Source organism: Candidatus Binatia bacterium (genome assembly GCA_036493895.1).
Taxonomy (GTDB): Bacteria; Desulfobacterota; Binatia; order UBA1149; family CAITLU01; genus DATNBU01.
Genome location: DASXOZ010000030.1, coordinates 91,036 through 108,099, shown reverse-complemented (window position 1 = coordinate 108,099; position 17,064 = coordinate 91,036). Strand labels below are relative to the sequence as shown.

Genomic DNA, 17,064 nt, shown 5'->3' with positions numbered 1-17,064 from the left:
CGTCCTATGCCTAGCCCGCTCAACCGCCTCCTGCGGACACCGCCCCCCACTCTCCCTCCGTACCTCTCTGCTTAAGCCCCAGACCGTCGATTCGCCCAGCACCGTGGTGAACGGCTCGCCAGCAGTCTGGGCCACCGACTGCGGTAGGTGATTCGTGCAGAATTCGTGCAGGTCCGGAGACCCTCTCGGACCTCGGAGGACAACGCCCTCCGAAGCCCGGATCTTCTAACTAACTAATTATACTTGGTTTGCTGTGGTCTGCCGTAGTCTGGCGAAACCACCAAAAAGTGGAGGCGGGGGGAATCGAACCCCCGTCCGAAAGCAATCCACAGAAACCTCTACACGCTTAGCCTCGGATTTAATCTCATCCGGCGGAGCGCCCCGAAGCAGGCTCCCGACGGACCAGCCTTCTACTGTTTCGAGCCGGCCCCTGTAGACAAGAGGCCGGATCCCTATCCCGCATCATTACGCCCTGTTCCACACGGCGGGAGCGTGAGGGCAGGACGCCCGCGGCCTAATTAGGCCGCGAGAGCGTACTCGGTGTTATCCGCAGTTACGTTGTTTTTTACCGGATTAACGAGTCGGCAAAGCGCTCGGCGTGCAACTCCTGCTTCATGACCCTCGTCGAACCCAGATCGCCCCCATAGGGGAAGCCATCGAAGCGACGGCGAATATAAGGCCGCCGCGGCCGCACGGCAACCCCGCACCGGACCAGCCGTCCGCCCGCCCCTCCGCGCCCCCGGCTCGACACGCTTCGACCCGCACTGTACGCCGACACGTCAGTCCGGGAGGGACCCTCGTGCACCATCTCCGATTCCGCTGCGCCGCCTCGGTCTCAGCCGCCGTCATCCTCGCCCTGCCCTGGGCCGCTTCGGCAGCGCTAACCGGCACCCAGGCGTGCCTGATCGCCAAGCACAAGGCCACGGGAAAAGACCAGGCCTGCCTGCTGAAAGCCCTCGCGTCCGCGACGCTGAAGAGCACCACCTTCGACTCCACCACCTGCGACGGCTCCCTTCAGAAGGGATTCACGTCGGCCGAATACCGTTACACGGGCGACTGCCGCACCATTGGCGATGCGAGCACGCTGGCCTCGCGCGGCGCCGACCTCGCCTCCGCGCTCGAGACGCTGCTCGGCATCGGCAGCGCAGCGCCCGACCAGCTCGCGTGCATTGCCGCAAAGCTGCAGGCCGCAGGCCATTTCGCCTCGTGCATCGAAAAAGCCGAGACGCAGCTGATCGCGAAAGACCTTCTGTTCCTCGACGAGACGAAGTGCGCAGGGCAACTCGCCGCGGCCGTCACCAAGAGCGAAGCGGGCGGCACCTGCCCCGCCGGCGCCGATGCATTGAGCATCCGCGGGGCCGTCGATGCGGCGTTTCGCCAGGGCGAAGCCGATCTTGCCAATCTCGGGACGGCCGACTTTGCCGCCCTCGGACCGTTTCATACCAGCCAGCGCCTGCTGACGTTCGTCGATACGACGCGCTCCACGCCTGCCAACGGAAGCTACGCCGGCGCGCCCACTCGCACGCTCGACGTCGTCATCAACTACCCTGTCGTCGACAACGTGACGGCGTTTCCGCTGGTCGTGCGCGCGCACGGCTTCAGCGGCTTCAACGGCGATTCGACCGACCTGATGAAGCATCTCGCCAGCCGCGGGGCGATCGTCGTTTCGCCGAATTTCCCGCTGTCGAACCTGAACGCGCCCGGCGGAGTGACGCTGCTCGACCTCGACCAGCAGATCGTCGACGTCAGCTTCGTGATCGACAGCATGCTCGCGCTCGGCACGACCCCCGGCAACTTCTTCGAAGGAATGATCGATGCGTCGCGCATCGGCATCGTCGGCCACTCGCTCGGCGGCGCCACGGTGATCGGCACCGGCTATCATCCGACGCTGGCCGATCCGCGCGTCAAGGCGGTCGTCGCGCTCGCTCCGCTTGCATGCATGTACGAGCACCAGTTCTACACCGGCGGCACCGCGCCGCTGATGATCCTGTCGGGCACGGCCGATCTCGTGACGCTTCCGACCAGCAACCACCTCGCCGCCTACAACGACGCGAACCCGGAGAAGTACCTCGTCTCGCTGGACGGCGGCCTGCACATCGGCTTCTCCAACGACTTCGTCCAGAACGACAGCATCAACGCCGACGACTCGCTTGCCTGCCCGTCGCTGATTCCGCCCGGATCGCCGCGGCCGGTCGCGCTCACCGTCGACATTCCGCCCGGCTACCTCGGCGGCGCGGCCGACGGTTTCGACACTACCGCGTCGGCCTGCGAGCCGATCTGCCCGCTGCCCGGCCCCACGTGGATGGCCCACAACCGCCAGCGCGACATCGAGCTGGCCGCGACCTCCGCGATGCTGGAGAGAGTGTTCTGGTCGAGCGGCCCGGCCGACCGCATGCTGACGCAGAAGCTCGACAGCGAGAACGGCGACGTCGCGGTGACGTTCGCGCGGTGACGTTCGCGCGCGGTGACGTTCGCGCGCTGACGTTCGTCCGGTGACGTTCACGCAAGGAAGTTAGCACTCACGTTCACGCGCCGGCGTTCGTGCCGACGTTCGCGCGCTGACGGGCCGTCGTCGACGGCGCTGACGCAGCTACGCCGCCGCCTGCGCGCTCACGGAACGAGCTGCACGCCGAGAACCGCCGTCGGCACGCAGATCGTTCCCTGGTCCACCGTCTCCATGACTGCAGGTGCCGGGAACAGGTTCGCCGGAGCAGTCGCGACGGGGGTGTTGGAAAGATTGTTCGGCGCGAACGCCGGCTGCGGCGGCGTCAGCGTTGCGCCCACCGACTGGCCGATCAGCGCAGCAGCGCTCGCGCTGGTCAGTTTCGATGCGAGCTTGACGCCGTAGCACAACAGGCTGTCCTTGGCCGACGCCGTCGATCCCTGGATGACGGCGCTGGTGACGCGCGGCGGCGCGACCGCCGATTTGTTCATCGGATTGCACAGCAGCTTCGGCTTGCCGATGTCGAAGAGGCAGTTGCCCTCGACCGCAGTGCCGGCAAAGGTCGGGCCGCTGCTGTCGCTCAGCAACGCGCAATCGCGAAAGTAGGTGTCGACGAAGAAGGCCTGCAGATCCTTGCGGAAGGTGCCGCCGGGTGTCTGCGCGGTGTCGCTCTTTGCCGGTTTGACGGCATGGCACACGTAGTGCGTCGCGTCGGTGGGAGTGCCGGCAGAGCTTCCGGACGCACCGATGGATGCCGGTACGAGGATCGATGCCGTCTTCTTCGACAGCAGGTCGATGGTTCCCCACGTGTTCTGCAGGTGCCAGGAACGCGGCAGGCGCTTGACGGCCTTCGGGAACGAGCCGTCGGCGAGCTGCGCGCCGAATCCCTGCCTGGCGGGCACAACTGGATAGCGCAGGTACGACCGTCGCAGCTGGCTCGGCAAAAACGTGCCGTCCCTGTCGCCTGTCACCAGCACGGCCTGTCCCGCCTTGACGAGGTAGTTCTCGGGATCGTCGAGGTCGCCGTCGTCGATTTTCGTATCGTCGATCGTGACGACCCAGTCCTTCGGCCAGTCGTTGCCCACGATCGGAGTCTTGCTGAGGTCTTCCTTCGGTACGTCGGCACCGTACTGGAGCAACGGATCGGTGACGACGTCGCACGTTGCAGCACAGAAAGACGCGTCGCCGCCGTAGCTCCCGCCGGCAGCCGTGCACGCAGCGGAGTCCACTTCGATGCACGATTCGAAGCCGGTGGTGCATGCGCCGACGGTGCGCGGGCCGGGCACCAGCTCATAGACGTTGTTGCCGATGCCGAGGTAGTTGGCGCCGCGGGCAAGGCTCATGTAGCCGCCGCTTCCCCAACCTGTCCCGATCGAATTCCTGACGATCCAGAATGACGCGGTGTAACCGACTACTTCCACCCACTGCACCACCGTCGAGTCGGTCGCCGGCGCGGTGAAAGCTCCTGGTCCGAGGTAGGAGAGATACGACGGCAGCACGACACCGTTGACGCCGATCTCGAGGCGGGCGATGACGGGCGCGTAGCTCAGGGCGCCTGCAAGCGCCCCTTCACCTCGCAGCTTCACGGCCGTGAAGGTGGGAGTGAGGGCCGGTGTGCAGGCTTCGTTGCACGTGCCGACCGTGTCGGTGTACGGATACGAGCTCTCGCTGCACGCATCGTTGGAGGCGACGTAGGAGAGCGCGCAGGTGACCGGCGCGCAGTCGTCGGGGCAGGATCCTGGAGTCGGCGGATTGGTGCAGCCGCTGACGCAGTCCAGCAGTTGCTGCTCGGAGATCTTGTGCAGCCCCGCCCCCTGGATGGCGGCCGCCGATTCCCTCAGTGCCGCGACGGCGAAGGCCCACGAGTTGTTGCAGCCCGATCCCTGATTCTGGACGCCGCTTACCGCGCCCTTGCTGCGCCAATCGATGTCGGCGCGGGCGATCGAGCCCATGAGGACGACAAACGTCGAGGCCAGCAGCAGGACTCGCTGACGAGTCAGGTTTTTCATGATCTCCCCTGGGCCGCGTCCCGAAGGCGGGAGCGCGGTGAGCGAACTCGTAGCACAGAGTCGGTCCCGGACAGTAACGGATTCAGAACTTTCGAACCCGGAGCGCGTATGCCGAGGCCCGCCTCGGCCCAGCCCCGGCTCCGCCGCCAGCTCGGCCAGTCGCCCGTCCCGAGAATGGGGTCAGGCACCAGAGGAATAGTGCCTGACCCTATTCCTCTGGTGCCTGACCCTATTCCCCTGGTGCCTGACCCCCTTCCTCTGGTGCCTGACCCTATTCCTCTGGTGCCTGACCCTATTCGCTCACGCTGCGTCTTGTGCGAGATGCTTGTCGAGCTCGTCGGCGCTGCCGATGTGGGTGCCGCCGATGAAGACCTGCGGCACCGTGTCGCGCCCGGTCATCGCGCGGACGGCGTCGATACCGCCGATCGACGCGATCTCGATCTCGCGGTACCGCACGGACGCCGCCTCGAGAGCCTTTTTTGCGCGCGCGCAGTGACCGCAGCCCGAGCGCGTGAAGATCACGACGTCCGGTGCGGCGCGATGGCCAGGCGCAACGTACGCGAGCATCGTGTCGGCATCGGAAACCTCGTAGGGGTCTCCGTCGACGTCGGGCTCGACGAACATCTTTTCGATCACGCCATCGACGACCAGCATCGAGTAACGCCACGAGCGGTCGCCGAAACCGAGCCGGCTCTTGTCGGTCAGCATTCCCATCGCACGCGCGAACTCGCCGTTGCCGTCGGGGATCAGGCGCACATTTTTCGCATTCTGGTTTTCGCGCCACGCCTCCATCACGAAGCAGTCGTTGACCGACATGCAGACGATCTCGTCGATGCCGGCCTTGCGGAACTCGCCGGCCAGCTCTTCGTAGCGCGGCAGATGGCTGGCCGAGCACGTGGGCGTGAATGCACCGGGCAGCGCGAAGACGATGACTTTCCTGCCGGCGAACAACTCCTGGCTGGTGATGTCCTTCCAGGCTCCGGCCTCACGGGTATGGAACGTAATGTCGGGGACCCGGGTTCCTTCGGGTTTCACTCGGGGACCTCCGTTGGGTGGTGATGCATGCATCGCGTTTCTCCTTAGGCGACGACTCTGCGCCGCCCATGTTCATAGATCAAATTGATCTTTCTTCTAGTTGGGATAGTCTTTGTCTATGAATACCGTGCGGGCCCTGCCGTTGCCGACGCTGCGACAGCTCGAGTACGTCGTCGCCATCGCGGACGAGGCCTCTTTCGGTGGCGCCGCTGCGGCCTGCCACGTCTCCCAGCCGGGGCTCAGCGCCCAGGTGCAGGAGGTCGAGAAGCTGCTCGGCCTGCGCCTGTTCGAGCGCGACCGGCGCGGCGTCGTCGTGACGCCGGCCGGAGAGGAGATCGTCGAGCGCGCGCGAGTGCTGCTCGCCGGTGCCCGCGAGATGGCCGAGCTGGCGCGCCAGCGGAGCACGCCGCTGTCTGGCCCGCTTCGGCTCGGGGTCATCCCGACGATCGCGCCCTATCTGCTCCCTTCGTCGCTGGCCGCCGTCCGGCGCGACTTTCCGCGCCTTCGATTGATGCTGCGTGAAGACAAGACCGACGTGCTCGTCTCGCTGATCGCGCGCGGCAGGATCGACGCCGCCCTTCTCGCGCTGGACACGACGCTCGGCCCGGTGGACTCGGTAGCGATGTTCGAGGATGCGTTCCTGCTCGCGATGCCGTCGGGCCATCCGCTTGCGAAGAAGAAGCAGGTGACCGAGCACGATCTCGACGGAGAGCGAGTGCTGCTTCTCGAGGATGGCCACTGCCTTCGCGGACAGGTGCTGGCCGTGTGCGGCCGCTCGGGAGCCACCGAGGATGCCGATTTTCGCGCAACGAGCCTCGCAACGCTCGTGCAGATGGTGGCCGGCGGCGACGGAGTCACGCTGCTTCCGTCGATCGCGGTGCCGTTCGTGGTGACGGCCAATTCCGGCCTGATGGCAAGGCCGTTTCGCGCACCGGCACCGGGACGCACCATCGGGCTTGCGTGGAGGCGCGGCTCTTCGCGTGGGAACGAAATGCGAATGCTCGCCGAGAGCCTCGCGAAAGGTCGCGCGTGAACGTTCGCAGCGCGCGTTCCGGAAGGTGGAGCGTGAACGCGCTGGCGGCGCCGCTGGCTCGCGCATCACTCGCAATCGTCGCATTGCTGGCTGCAGCAAGTCCCGCCCGCGGCGACGACCCCGTGCGCGCTGCGCCGAGCGCAGCCGCGGACCCTGCCGCGCGCCTGCTGCCCGGATCCGATGCCGGCGAGCACTGGGATCTCACTGCCGATCTCGACGGCGGCTACCGGATCTTCGCGCGTTTCCAGATCCGCAACGGGATCCTCGGCGATCGAAGCGCCGCCGCTACCGGAGCAATCGTCGCGCCCGACGGACACGTGACGGAGTTCCACTACGCCAAGCGCAAGGACGACTGGAAGCTCGGCAGCGACGGGCTTCGTCTCGACATCGCGTCGGCCTCCCTCGATCTGCATCCGGCCGCACCACGCCTTGCGATCGACAGCAATTCGCACGGGATCAAGGTCTCCGTGGAGCTCGCCCAGCGCTGGTCGCACTCGTTGTTCGCGGAGCAGCCTTCGCTCGATCTTCTCGCGCTCGAGGTACCCGCAAAGGCGAAGGTCTGGCTGACCGGCATGGGCGATCCCGCGGAGATCGGCGGCACGGCGACGCTGACGCATTCCTGGGCGAGCGAGGCCGAAACGTCGCTCGTCCAGCGTCGCGTCGAGATTCTCAGCCGCTCAGGAGATGTTGCGCTGTATCTCCTCGACGTGACGACGCCGGCCGGATCGCATCATCGTCGCCTCGTCGTCGAGCGCAGCGGGAGCATCGTTACCGACGCGAACGATTTCGAGATCGAGGAACGACCGTCCACGACTGCCGACGCGAACGGCGGCTACCCGCTTCCCGGCGGCTTCGTGATTCACACGAACGGATGCAACCTGCGCGTTCGTACCGGCGCGCTGCTGCTGCGCAGCAATCCTTTGGATGCCGTGCCGCTGGCGTTCCGCCTGCTGCTGGAGACGAGAACGCAGCCGCAGCGTACGTGGAGCGACGCCGCAGCCGACATCGAGATGACAGGTGGGACAGAGGGGCAACCGACTCAGTTGCGGGCCCGCGGAATCGTCGCGATCGAATACTTCCAGCCGCTGCAACACTGACGGCGCAGGAGATCGCGCAGGAGATCGGGTCAGGCACCCGGTGCGGCGGCGGTCTCCTCCGTCCGTGAAATGACCGTTCCCACCGCACCGGGCTCGGGGTCCGGGCACCTGGTAGCAGGGACCCCGCGCTGTTGCGGACGCAGCAGCGAAGCAATTCTCGTCTTCCACTCTTCGAGAACCGCGATCGCGACGACGCGCATTTCGTTCGGAACCATCAGCAGCGACAACAGGTACTCGCGTGCGCGCGTGCGCGTGAACAGATGGTGCATCCTGCGAATACGGCCCGCCTTGGCTTTCGCGGTGTGGTCGCTGATGCTCGAGTTCTGCACGGCCACCATCGGGAAATAGGCGTAGGTCGCGAGGCGCGACGCGAATGCGGCGTCGATGCCGCGGCCGATGATCCGCGACCAGCGATGCGACACCTGGGACCGTCGGTACTCGTTGGCGGCGAGCCACGACATCGCCGAAGCGCTCGCGACGTAGGCGTGCGTGCAGCCGGACTGGGTCCTCAGCAGGCGCCGGGCGATTCTCTGCACGCGGATCGGCCAGTGCCCGAGGTAGAAAATGTCCCAACCGTCGGGAGCCGACGCGAGCGTCGCCGCAACGTCGCGCAGACGATCAGCATCCAGGCCGCGGCGGAACTTCACGTCGTCCTCGAGCACGAGAATTTTCTCGAAGCCGCGCGAAAGCGCATCCATTGCGATCGTGCGGTGAGACTCCCAGATGCCGGCGATCGGATCGCGAGGATGACGGGCCGGCCTGTAGAAGCGCGCGCGCCGGCAAAGCCCGACGCGATGGAGCTCCGCGCTCGCGCGCTCGAGGCGGTCCGGCCTCTCGATCAGGGAAATGCAGTAGACGGCATCGACGAAGGACCAGTCGAGCGAATTGCGCGTCTCTGTGCCGTTGCCGCAGCGTGCGCAGGAAGGGTCGATGGCGCAGGGCTCGAATGTCGGCGAAGCGACTGTGCCTTGACCGGCATCGCCTACGACGCGAAGAGGATTCGTCCGTGAAACGGAAATCATCCGGGGATGAAGACATCGTATCGCGTACGCGCGTGCGCGCGAATCGACGGAACGCAGAAAAATGCGTTTTTCCCTGCGAAATGTGCGGATTTCTGCAGGAAAGGCTTCATGCTTTCGTCAGAGTTCGCGATCCGGCGAGTGCGATCGCAGCTGAAAATACTGTCGTCGTTGCGCGAGCGGACGGTGTCGCGGCCGTTCATCGATTCTTCACGAAGATGCCGTGAAAGACTCCTGCATCGAGCGAATAGTCGCAGCTTTGCGCGGCGAGCGCGGCCGCAGGGCGGACTGCGAGTTGTCTTGCGATGCTGCCCGGCCGCCGAATCTGCAGGTTTCCACGCCTCCGGAGAGCCGCCGCCCGGCCTTTGACTCGGCCTTGCGTCGAACGGACAAGACCCGCCACCGGCGCAGCCGCGGCCGGCAAAGCACCGATGCAGCAGGCCCTTACCGTTCGCGCCGGCCCCGAGGCTCTCGAGACGATTCGCCGCGAAGGCTTTCGCGCGGACCTGTTCACGGTGCTGCTCGGCGCCTCCGGCGGGCCGAAATGGCTGGTGCTCGCATCGATCGATCAGGTGCTCGCGCGCCGCCTGGTCGCAGCGCGCAAAAGCCCGCTTCACGCATTCGGCACGTCGATCGGTGCGTTCCGACACAGCTGCCTCGCGCTCCCCGACCCCCTCGCGGCTCTCGGACGTTTCGAAGAGGCTTACGTCGCGCAGGCCTACGAGAAGAAACCGACGCCGGCCGAAGTCACTGCCGAGAGCCGGCGCATTCTGTCGGCTCTGCTCGGAAGCGACGGACATTCGACCGCTCTCGGGCATCCGCACGTTCGTCTTCATGTCGGCACGGTGCGCAGCCGCGGCGTCGCCGCGACGGACTCTCGCGTTCCGCTCGCGCTCGGGCTCGGTGCTGCGGCGACGGCCAATGCGATGTCCCGCAACCTGCTCGGCGCCTTCTTCGAGCGCGTCGTTTTTCATTCGACGCCGAAGCCGGCCTTCGTGTTCGCCGATGTCAGGACCACGAACGTTGCGCTCGATACCGCCAATTTCGTGGACGCCACGCTGGCCAGCGGGTCGATCCCGCTGGTGATGGAAGCGATCCGCGACGTTGCCGGAGCGCCGCGCGGCCTGCTGCGCGACGGCGGCATCACGGACTACCACTTCGCGATGGACTTCGACGCTCCGCCCGGCCTCGTGCTGTATCCGCACTTCTTCGACCGCATCGTGCCCGGCTGGTTCGACAAGCCGCTGACGTGGAGACGCCCGCGCGGCGCGCTGCTGTCGCGCACCGTATTCGTCGCGCCGTCGCGGGAATTCGTCGCGACGCTGCCTGGCGGCAAGGTGCCCGATCGCGACGACTTCGTGCGCTACTCGACTGCGGACCGTCATCGCACCTGGCACCAGGCGCTCGAGCAGTGCCGGCGGCTTGCCGACGAGCTCGAGGAATTGCTTGAAGGCGACCGCCTCGCGCAGGTCGCGCAGCCTTTCTGGAGCTGAGGGTCCCGCGCCCTCGGGCGAGATTCGCGACGGGCGCGGACGCGTTCCGATTCAGGCGCCAAGGTGAAATGGCGGTGGGCGGCGTTCGCGATAGAGGCTCGGCGCGAAGCAGGCGGTTCGAAGCGCGGCGGCTCGGAGCGGGGCGCTTCAAAGCGCGGCGGCTCGAAGCGGGGTGTTTCGAACCGCGGCGTCTCGAAGCGGGGCGTTTCGAAGCGCAGCGTTTCGAAGTGCGGCGGCCCGAAGCGCGGCGTCTCGAAGCGCGGCGTCTCGAAGCGCGGCGGAATGAGGCAGTGCGCCGGATCCGTCGCATCTCGGCTCGATGACAGCGGGGAATTATGACTCCCGTGTCATTGAGCAAGATCACAAATTTCGTTATCCGTTCGCCCCATGGAAGTCATTCATTCCGAGGATGGCGCGAGGTTTCGCACCTCTGGCGATCGCTCGCCCCCTGCGGACAAGCCGCTCGAGTTGCAGGAGCCCCGTTCCGGCAGACGGGCGTGCGCCTCGCTCCATCGCGCGCCGAACCGGCTCCAATCCGCGGAGCCCGGTGCGAGTGCGCACGCCGCCGAGCATCCTGATCGAAGACATGGCCTGACCGTACGCGTTTCACAGGCAGAAATGTCGCGAGAGTACGAGTGCAAACATGCGCGCATCGACGTTCGCGAATGCCTCAACACGGAGTGCAGATGTGCGCACAGGGACGCGCCGCCGCGCTCAAGCCGCGGGTGCAAATGTGTGCGCATCGGCGGTCGTCGTCTCCGCGACTGCGAGTGCAACTGCGTGCGCATCCCTGTCCATCACCGACGCCATCGGGAGTGCGAGTGTGCGCGCATCGGTGTTCGTCGCTTCCGCGATCCCGAGTGCAAATGCGTGCGCATCGACCTTCGTCGCTTCCGCGATCCCGAGTGCAGATGCGTGCGCATCGACCTTCATCGCTTCCGCGATCCCGAGTGCAGATGCGTGCGCATCGAGGCTCGTCGCCTCCACTATTCCGAGTGCAAACGCGTGCGCATGCCGGAAGCAGACCTGCCGGCCCGAACCCACAGGATAACGAGTGCAGATGCGTGCGCATCACCCGGCCCCGCCCGCGCTCCGCCGAGTGCAATCATGCGCGCATTTGTCGCCACCGCGCGCTTTTTCGGCGCGGGATCGAGTGCGAACGCGCGCGCATCGCCAGAGGTGTGGGCAGTTGCCCAGGCAGCGCGCTGCGCCGCGTTCAGCGCTGCGCCTTGCTCTCGCGCAGCACGAAACGAAGGCCGAGCCCGGTCTCGAGCGACATCGACTCCGACATGGCGTCTTCGATGACGTCGATCGTGATGTCTGCGTCCGCGTAGGGCTCGATCATCGCGGGCTGGAGGTAGACGGGCACCCCGTCGGCGTCCCCGGCATGCAGGGCCGCCGACGTGATGACCGCATCGTCGAACAGGTGCGGTGCGGCTCCTTCGCAGCAGCCGCCGTCGATCGTGAACGTCAGCGGCCCGCTGCGCTCCTCGGACCCGCCGCGCTCCTGGCGCACTCGCCCGAGCGCGGCGCAGGCCGCCGCCGTGATCCGCACCGTGGTCACTGCTCAGTTCAGCAGCATCTGGAAGTAGAACTTCCCTTCGGGCGGCGTGCTCTGCCCGACGTGGATGTGCTTGACCTCGTGGTACTCGGCCAGGCCCCACTTGCCGAGCTCGCGCCCGACGCCGCTCTGCTTATAGCCGCCGAACGGGAACCGCAGGTTGATCATGTGGTAGTCGTTGATCCACACCGTCCCGGTATCGATGCGACGTGCCACCGCAACGGCGTGGTCGGTGTTCTCGGACCAGACCGCGCCGCCGAGCCCGTACACCGAGTCGTTGGCAATGCGGATCGCCTCTTCCTCGTCCTTGTAACGGATCACCGAGACCACCGGTCCGAAGATCTCTTCCTGCGCGATGCGCATCTTGTTGTCGACGTCGTCGAAGACGGTCGGCTCGTAGTAATAGCCCTTGGCAAATCCGTCCGGACGCTTGCCGCCCGCCACGCAACGGGCGCCCTGCTCGTGCCCGAGCCCGACGTACTTCTCGACGGTCTCGCGCTGCGAGGCGCTGACGAGCGGGCCCATGCCGACGGTCGGGTCCATGGTGTCGCCGATCTTGATGCGCCCCATTCCCGCCAGCAGCTTCTCCATGAATTCGTCGTGGATCTTCTCGTGCACGAGGATGCGCGTGCCGGACTCGCAGATCTGGCCCTGGTGCATGAACGTCGCGAACAGCGAGCCGAGCGCCGCCGTGTCGAGGTTCGCATCCGGCAGGATGATGTTCGGCGACTTGCCGCCGAGCTCGAGCGTCACCTTTTTCAGCGTGCCGGCGCCGAGCTGCATCACGCGGCGGCCGACTTCGGTCGATCCGGTGAACGCGACCTTGCTGACGTCGGGATGGGTGGCCAGCTCCTCGCCGGCCGCGCCGCCGGGCCCTGAGATGACGTTGACGACTCCGGCAGGAACGCCCGCCTGCGTGCAGATCTCGCCGAGCAGCAGCGTCGAGACCGGCGTCACGGAAGCGGGCTTGATCACGACGCAGTTGCCCGCCGCGATGGCCGGCGCGATCTTCCACGCCCCCATGATCATCGGGAAGTTCCACGGCGTAATGCCGGCGCAGACGCCGATCGGCTCGCGCACCACGAGGTTCCTGCTCGGGATCGGTACGACCTCGTCGTACTCCTCCTGCAGCATCGTCTTGTACTCGTCGCCGGTAATGTAGGTGCCGAAATGGAAGAACGTCTGCGCGGCGCCGGGCACGTCCATGCTCATCGCCTTGCGCATCGTGCCGCCTCCGTCCTGCACTTCGGCGGCGGCCAGCTCGTCCTGGCGCTCGAACATCGCGGCAGCGACGCGCTGCATGATCTCGCCGCGCTCCTGCGGCGACTTGTTGCGCCACACTCCGCTGTCGTGCGCGGCCTTGGCGGCGGCGACCGCCTTGCGGACGTCTTCACGGTCGGCGACCGCGACGTTGCACCAGGCTTCTTCGGTGGCGGGATTGATCGACGGAGCCGTTTTGCCGCCCTTGGCGGACTCCCACTGGCCGTTGATGAAAAGGCCGTAATCCTTCATCGGTTCTCCTCCTTGTGACGTCCTCGTCGTGCCGGCGTCGCCAATGGATGGAAGACTCGGCGATGCGGCTGGGTCGGGGTGCGAGCTGCGTTCGAGGCGGAGCTTATCCGCGCGCTCCGGCTGTTCAAGAAAAGCGGCCGGCGGCGGGTTCGTGCCGAACCGGCTTGACGTAGGCCGGGCGGCCAAGTAACAACGTATCAGTCCCTGAATCTTCCCTTTGGACGCAGGCCGCGTCCCCTCCATCCTCCCGTGAGCGACGATCGCAGTTCCACGCCCTTCCCCGGTACCTACTGGGTAGTTCCCGGCACCCTGCTCGCCGGCGCCTGGCCAGGCGGCCAGGACGCCAAGACGACCGACCAGCGCATGCAGGCGCTGCTCGACTGCGGCGTCCGCTCGGTCATCAACCTGATGAGCGAGGAGGAAGCGTTCGACGGCTCGGCCGGCGCGCACTTCCATCCGTACGAAGACACTCTCGAGAAGATCGGGGAGACGCGCGGCATCGTCGTCGAGATCGAGCGCTACACGATCGAGGACGCCAATACGCTGACCGAGCAGGCGATGGAGCTGATCCTGGACGCGATCGACGCGGAGATCGAAGGACGCGACAGCCCAACTTTCGTGCACTGCTCCGACGGCGACGCGCGCACCGGCGTGGTCATCGGGTGCTACCTTGCCAGGCACGGCATCGCCACGGGCAAGTCGGCGCTCGAGCAGTTGCGCCAGCTTCGCTCCGGCGACCCGATCTTCCGCACCCGCAAATCGCCCGGCACGATGACAGAAGAAAAGTTCGTCCTGCGCTGGCGCGAATCGCGCTGACGCTCCTTCCCCGCTCTCCCGCCTTCCCCGCTTCCCCTGCCCGCCTCCCCGGCGGCTATCGCCCGCCTGCCCTTTCCTGCCGCCTGCCGGCGGAGTAAGGAGGATCGCCCCCGACACGCCTCGAGCCGGGGCGCAAGAGCATGACCGCCGCGCTGCTGCTGCTCTCGGCCTTGTGCCAGATCGCCGTCGCGTTCCTCGCGCTGAATGCCCCGAGGTCGCCGCGCACCCGCGTGGCGTGGTGGCTGCTGGCCGCTGCGCTGCTGCTGCTGGCCGCTGCGCTGCTGCTGATGGCCGCCCGCCGCCTCGTCGCGCTCGGCGGTATCCTCTACGGCGCTGACGCCGGGCACATCCGGCTGCTGGAAGAAACGTTCGCGACGACGACCTCGGTGCTCCTGCTGCTCGGAATCATCGGGATGCGGCGGCTCTGGACCGACGCCGATACCGCGATGCGGCAATCGTCCGAACGCGAAGGCGCGCTGCAGGAGAGCGAGACGCTCTGGCAAAGAGTGTTCGAATACGCGCCCGACGGCTACATCATGCTGAGCCTCGAGGGTCGCCTCGAGCGCATGAACCGTGCCGCTGCCGAGATTGCCGGCCTGACGCGCGAGTCCGCCGAAGGCCGACACATTTTCGAGAGCGGCCTGTTCGACGACGAAGGGATGGCGCAGGCGGCACGGAACCTCGGGCTGATGCAGCAGGGCGTCGATCCCGGACCTGCCGAGTACACGTTCCATCGCCCCGACGGCAGCGAGCGCCAGGTCGAAGTCATCGGCTACCTGATCGAGCTCGGTGGCCGGCCGCTGATGCTGACGATCGTGCACGACGTGACGCGCAGGCGCCGGAGCGAAGCGGAGCTTCGGCTGAGCCAGCTTCGCCTGGAAGAGGCGCAGCGTGCGGCCGGCGTCGTGTCGTTCGAGATCGATCTTCGCGACGCGACGATGTGGGTGAGCAACGACATGCGCGCAGGCGCAGCGGCCGGCGACGGTCGCCGCCAGATATCGCTCGAGGAAGGGTTCAGTTTCATCATTGCGGAGGATCGCGAACGCGTCGCGCAGGAGATGGCGCTGGCGACCCAGCGCGGCGGCACGGGCGAGATCGTCGTCGAGTACCGCCAGGCCAACCTGGCCACCGGACAAGTGGCCGTCGTGCGCTCGACCGCACGTCCGGAGCTCGACGAGGACGGCAACGTCTTTCGCCTGATCGGGGCGACGGTCGACCTGACCGAGATCCGCCGCGCGGAGCAGGAGATCCGCACGCTCAACGCGGCGCTCGAAGAACGAGTGCGCGCGCGCACCGCCGAGCTCGAGCGCGCGGTCGACGAGCTCGAGGCGTTCAGCTACTCGGTCTCGCACGACCTGCGCTCGCCGCTGCGCGCGATGGCGGGCTACAGCGAGCTGGTGCTCGAAGAGGACGGCGCGGCGCTCGGCCCGGCCTCGCGCGACCACCTCGAACGCATCCGCGCATCGTCGGTGCGCATGGCCGGCCTCATCGACGGCCTGCTGTCGCTGTCGCGCCTGGCGCGCGCGACTCGCAACGAAACAGAAGTGGATCTTTCGGAGATCGCGCGCGGCGTCGTCGCCGACCTCCGGAACTCCGATCCGTCGCGCGAAGTGGAAATCGTGATCCGCGAAGACCTGGAGGCGGTGGCCGACGCGGGAATGATGTCGCTGCTCGTCCAGAACCTGCTGGCCAACGCGTGGAAATTCACGCGCACCTGCCGCCAGGCGCGCATCGAGCTCGGAGCCGACGGCAACGGCTCGTTCTTCGTTCGCGACAACGGCGTTGGCTTCGACGCGTCACAGAAGTCGAAGCTGTTCCGTCCTTTCGAAAGGCTGCACCGCACCGATGAGTTCGAGGGCACCGGAATCGGATTGGCCACGGTAGGCCGCATCGTCCGGCATCACGGTGGAAAAGTCTGGGCCGAAGGATCGGTCGGCAAGGGCTCGACGTTCTGGTTCACGCTCGGACCAGCCGCGGGCGCGGCGCAAAAATCCGGCGCCTGAAACATCTGCAGCCCAGCGGGTGCATCTCGAAAATCGGCGCGTGAAGTCAGTTCAGCGGCCGCGACGCATCGCGCGCGCGATCTCGCGCTTGGCGTCCTTGTCACGCTCACTCGCGCGCTTGTCGTGCTGCTTCTTGCCGCGCGCCAGGCCGAGCTCGGCCTTGAGACGACCGGTCTTGTCGAAGTACACCCTGGTCACGACCAGCGCGAAGCCTTCGAGCTTGGTGCGGCCCGTCAGGCGATCGATCTGGCGGCGGTGCAGCAACAGTTTCTTCGGTCGGTCGGGGTCGTGGTTGTTCTGACCGGCGGGAGGATACGGAGCGAAACGGCATCCGATCAGCCACGCTTCGCCCTTGTCGATGCGCACGTAGGAATCGGTCAGGTTGACTCCGCCGTCGCGCGCGGAGCGCACCTCGGTGCCGGCCAGCACGAGCCCGGCCTCCGTCGTCTCCTCGATGAAATAGTTGTGGTAGACCTTGCGGTTCTCGGCGACGCGCCCGCTCGCCTCTTTCGCGGCTTTTACGCGCGCGGCGCCAGGTTTAACCATGATGGTGCATCAGCGGAGGCCGAAGCTCGCTGCTGCGCCTGCATGCTTGCCGCTCGCCGTTTTGCGGCTCACGGCGATCAGCCCCAGACCTTTTTCAGCAGGGCCTGGCCGCCGATTTCGTGCTTGCGACCAAGGTCGATCGGACGGTTCTTCGAATCGACGAATACGACGTTCGGCTTCCATTGGAGCGCTTCTTCGTCGGGCATCCAGCCGAACGCCGCGATGATGATGAGGTCGCCGACGTTCACCTTGTGTGCCGCCGCGCCGTTGACGCAAACGACGCCGGAGCCTGGCTGCCCTTCGATCGCGTACGTTTCGAACCGCTCGCCGTTGTTGACGTTCCAGATTGCCACCGCTTCGTTCTCGATGATCCCGGCCCCGCGAAGGAGGTCCGAGTCGATCGTCACGCTGCCCTCGTAATGAAGGTCGGCGCCGGTGATGGTGGCCCTGTGGATCTTTCCGCGAAGCATCTTGCGCATGGCTTGGGTCTCCCGGAT

Annotated in this window: 15 protein-coding genes and 1 other RNA gene; 6 read left to right on the top strand and 10 right to left on the bottom strand. The window is 66.6% G+C overall.

Annotated features, from left to right (window positions below; genetic code table 11):
- Positions 1-285: 285 nt before the first annotated feature.
- Positions 286-643: a transfer-messenger RNA gene (ssrA, locus tag VGK20_08595) on the bottom strand.
- Positions 644-799: 156 nt separating this feature from the next.
- On the opposite strand from ssrA, the gene VGK20_08590 reads away from it, so the two are divergent.
- A complete protein-coding gene (locus VGK20_08590; protein HEY2774095.1) occupies positions 800-2,452 on the top strand; it encodes a hypothetical protein in 1,653 nt (550 codons plus the stop codon).
- Between the two features lie 158 nt (positions 2,453-2,610).
- On the opposite strand, the gene VGK20_08585 is transcribed toward VGK20_08590, so the two are convergent.
- Positions 2,611-4,452, bottom strand: a complete 1,842-nt coding sequence (locus VGK20_08585) for a C1 family peptidase (GenBank protein HEY2774094.1) — start codon at positions 4,450-4,452, stop codon at positions 2,611-2,613.
- Between the two features lie 300 nt (positions 4,453-4,752).
- Positions 4,753-5,487 carry a glutathione peroxidase gene (locus VGK20_08580; protein HEY2774093.1) on the bottom strand — a complete coding sequence of 245 codons (735 nt, stop codon included), beginning with the start codon at positions 5,485-5,487 and terminating at the stop codon, positions 4,753-4,755.
- A gap of 118 nt (positions 5,488-5,605) precedes the next feature.
- Between VGK20_08580 and VGK20_08575 the strand changes: the two genes are divergently transcribed.
- Positions 5,606-6,520 carry a hydrogen peroxide-inducible genes activator gene (locus VGK20_08575; GenBank protein HEY2774092.1) on the top strand — a complete coding sequence of 305 codons (915 nt, stop codon included), beginning with the start codon at positions 5,606-5,608 and terminating at the stop codon, positions 6,518-6,520.
- A gap of 32 nt (positions 6,521-6,552) precedes the next feature.
- The gene (locus VGK20_08570) at positions 6,553-7,617 is read left to right on the top strand and encodes a hypothetical protein (protein HEY2774091.1); all 1,065 of its coding nucleotides are present in this window, start codon (positions 6,553-6,555) and stop codon (positions 7,615-7,617) included.
- Between the two features lie 29 nt (positions 7,618-7,646).
- On the opposite strand, the gene VGK20_08565 is transcribed toward VGK20_08570, so the two are convergent.
- Together VGK20_08565 and VGK20_08560 are read right to left on the bottom strand one after the other, a co-directional pair.
- On the bottom strand, positions 7,647-8,639 hold the full coding sequence (locus VGK20_08565; protein ID HEY2774090.1) for a hypothetical protein: 993 nt from the start codon (positions 8,637-8,639) through the stop codon (positions 7,647-7,649).
- Positions 8,636-8,839: a hypothetical protein gene (locus VGK20_08560; GenBank protein HEY2774089.1), complete on the bottom strand. Its 204-nt coding sequence runs from the start codon at positions 8,837-8,839 to the stop codon at positions 8,636-8,638. Before VGK20_08560 ends, VGK20_08565 begins: the two co-directional genes overlap by 4 nt.
- 228 nt (positions 8,840-9,067) lie before the next feature.
- Between VGK20_08560 and VGK20_08555 the strand changes: the two genes are divergently transcribed.
- A complete protein-coding gene (locus tag VGK20_08555; protein ID HEY2774088.1) occupies positions 9,068-10,129 on the top strand; it encodes a patatin-like phospholipase family protein in 1,062 nt (353 codons plus the stop codon).
- Between the two features lie 714 nt (positions 10,130-10,843).
- Here the strand turns inward: VGK20_08555 and VGK20_08550 are convergent.
- The 3 genes from VGK20_08550 to VGK20_08540 all read right to left on the bottom strand — a co-directional run bounded on the left by VGK20_08550 (position 10,844) and on the right by VGK20_08540 (position 13,202).
- Positions 10,844-11,116 carry a hypothetical protein gene (locus tag VGK20_08550; GenBank protein HEY2774087.1) on the bottom strand — a complete coding sequence of 91 codons (273 nt, stop codon included), beginning with the start codon at positions 11,114-11,116 and terminating at the stop codon, positions 10,844-10,846.
- Between the two features lie 229 nt (positions 11,117-11,345).
- A complete protein-coding gene (locus VGK20_08545) occupies positions 11,346-11,693 on the bottom strand; it encodes a DUF779 domain-containing protein (GenBank protein HEY2774086.1) in 348 nt (115 codons plus the stop codon).
- Between the two features lie 3 nt (positions 11,694-11,696).
- Positions 11,697-13,202, bottom strand: coding sequence for an aldehyde dehydrogenase family protein (locus tag VGK20_08540; GenBank protein HEY2774085.1), 1,506 nt, complete (start codon positions 13,200-13,202; stop codon positions 11,697-11,699).
- Positions 13,203-13,451: 249 nt separating this feature from the next.
- Here VGK20_08540 and VGK20_08535 point away from each other — a divergent pair, with 249 nt between their 5' ends.
- Both VGK20_08535 and VGK20_08530 read left to right on the top strand, forming a co-directional pair.
- On the top strand, positions 13,452-14,018 hold the full coding sequence (locus VGK20_08535; protein ID HEY2774084.1) for a tyrosine-protein phosphatase: 567 nt from the start codon (positions 13,452-13,454) through the stop codon (positions 14,016-14,018).
- A 140-nt stretch (positions 14,019-14,158) separates the two neighbouring features.
- Positions 14,159-16,021: a PAS domain S-box protein gene (locus tag VGK20_08530; GenBank protein HEY2774083.1), complete on the top strand. Its 1,863-nt coding sequence runs from the start codon at positions 14,159-14,161 to the stop codon at positions 16,019-16,021.
- 51 nt (positions 16,022-16,072) lie between these two features.
- On the opposite strand, the gene smpB is transcribed toward VGK20_08530, so the two are convergent.
- Both smpB and panD read right to left on the bottom strand, forming a co-directional pair.
- Positions 16,073-16,567: an SsrA-binding protein SmpB gene (gene smpB, locus VGK20_08525; protein ID HEY2774082.1), complete on the bottom strand. Its 495-nt coding sequence runs from the start codon at positions 16,565-16,567 to the stop codon at positions 16,073-16,075.
- 77 nt (positions 16,568-16,644) lie between these two features.
- Complete coding sequence (panD, locus tag VGK20_08520) at positions 16,645-17,046, bottom strand: aspartate 1-decarboxylase (GenBank protein ID HEY2774081.1); 402 nt, start codon at positions 17,044-17,046, stop codon at positions 16,645-16,647.
- Between the last annotated feature and the right edge of the window lie 18 nt (positions 17,047-17,064).

Excerpts from the sequence above, each read along its gene's own strand:
- VGK20_08585 (HEY2774094.1), bottom strand. The coding sequence starts at position 4,452 with ATGAAAAACCTGACTCGTCAGCGAGTCCTGCTGCTGGCCTCGACGTTT.
- VGK20_08575 (HEY2774092.1), top strand. The coding sequence starts at position 5,606 with ATGAATACCGTGCGGGCCCTGCCGTTGCCGACGCTGCGACAGCTCGAG.
- VGK20_08565 (HEY2774090.1), bottom strand. The coding sequence starts at position 8,639 with ATGATTTCCGTTTCACGGACGAATCCTCTTCGCGTCGTAGGCGATGCC.
- VGK20_08560 (HEY2774089.1), bottom strand. The coding sequence starts at position 8,839 with ATGAACGGCCGCGACACCGTCCGCTCGCGCAACGACGACAGTATTTTC.
- VGK20_08555 (HEY2774088.1), top strand. The coding sequence starts at position 9,068 with ATGCAGCAGGCCCTTACCGTTCGCGCCGGCCCCGAGGCTCTCGAGACG.
- VGK20_08540 (HEY2774085.1), bottom strand. The coding sequence starts at position 13,202 with ATGAAGGATTACGGCCTTTTCATCAACGGCCAGTGGGAGTCCGCCAAG.
- VGK20_08530 (HEY2774083.1), top strand. The coding sequence starts at position 14,159 with ATGACCGCCGCGCTGCTGCTGCTCTCGGCCTTGTGCCAGATCGCCGTC.
- smpB (HEY2774082.1), bottom strand. The coding sequence starts at position 16,567 with ATGGTTAAACCTGGCGCCGCGCGCGTAAAAGCCGCGAAAGAGGCGAGC.
- panD (HEY2774081.1), bottom strand. The coding sequence starts at position 17,046 with ATGCGCAAGATGCTTCGCGGAAAGATCCACAGGGCCACCATCACCGGC.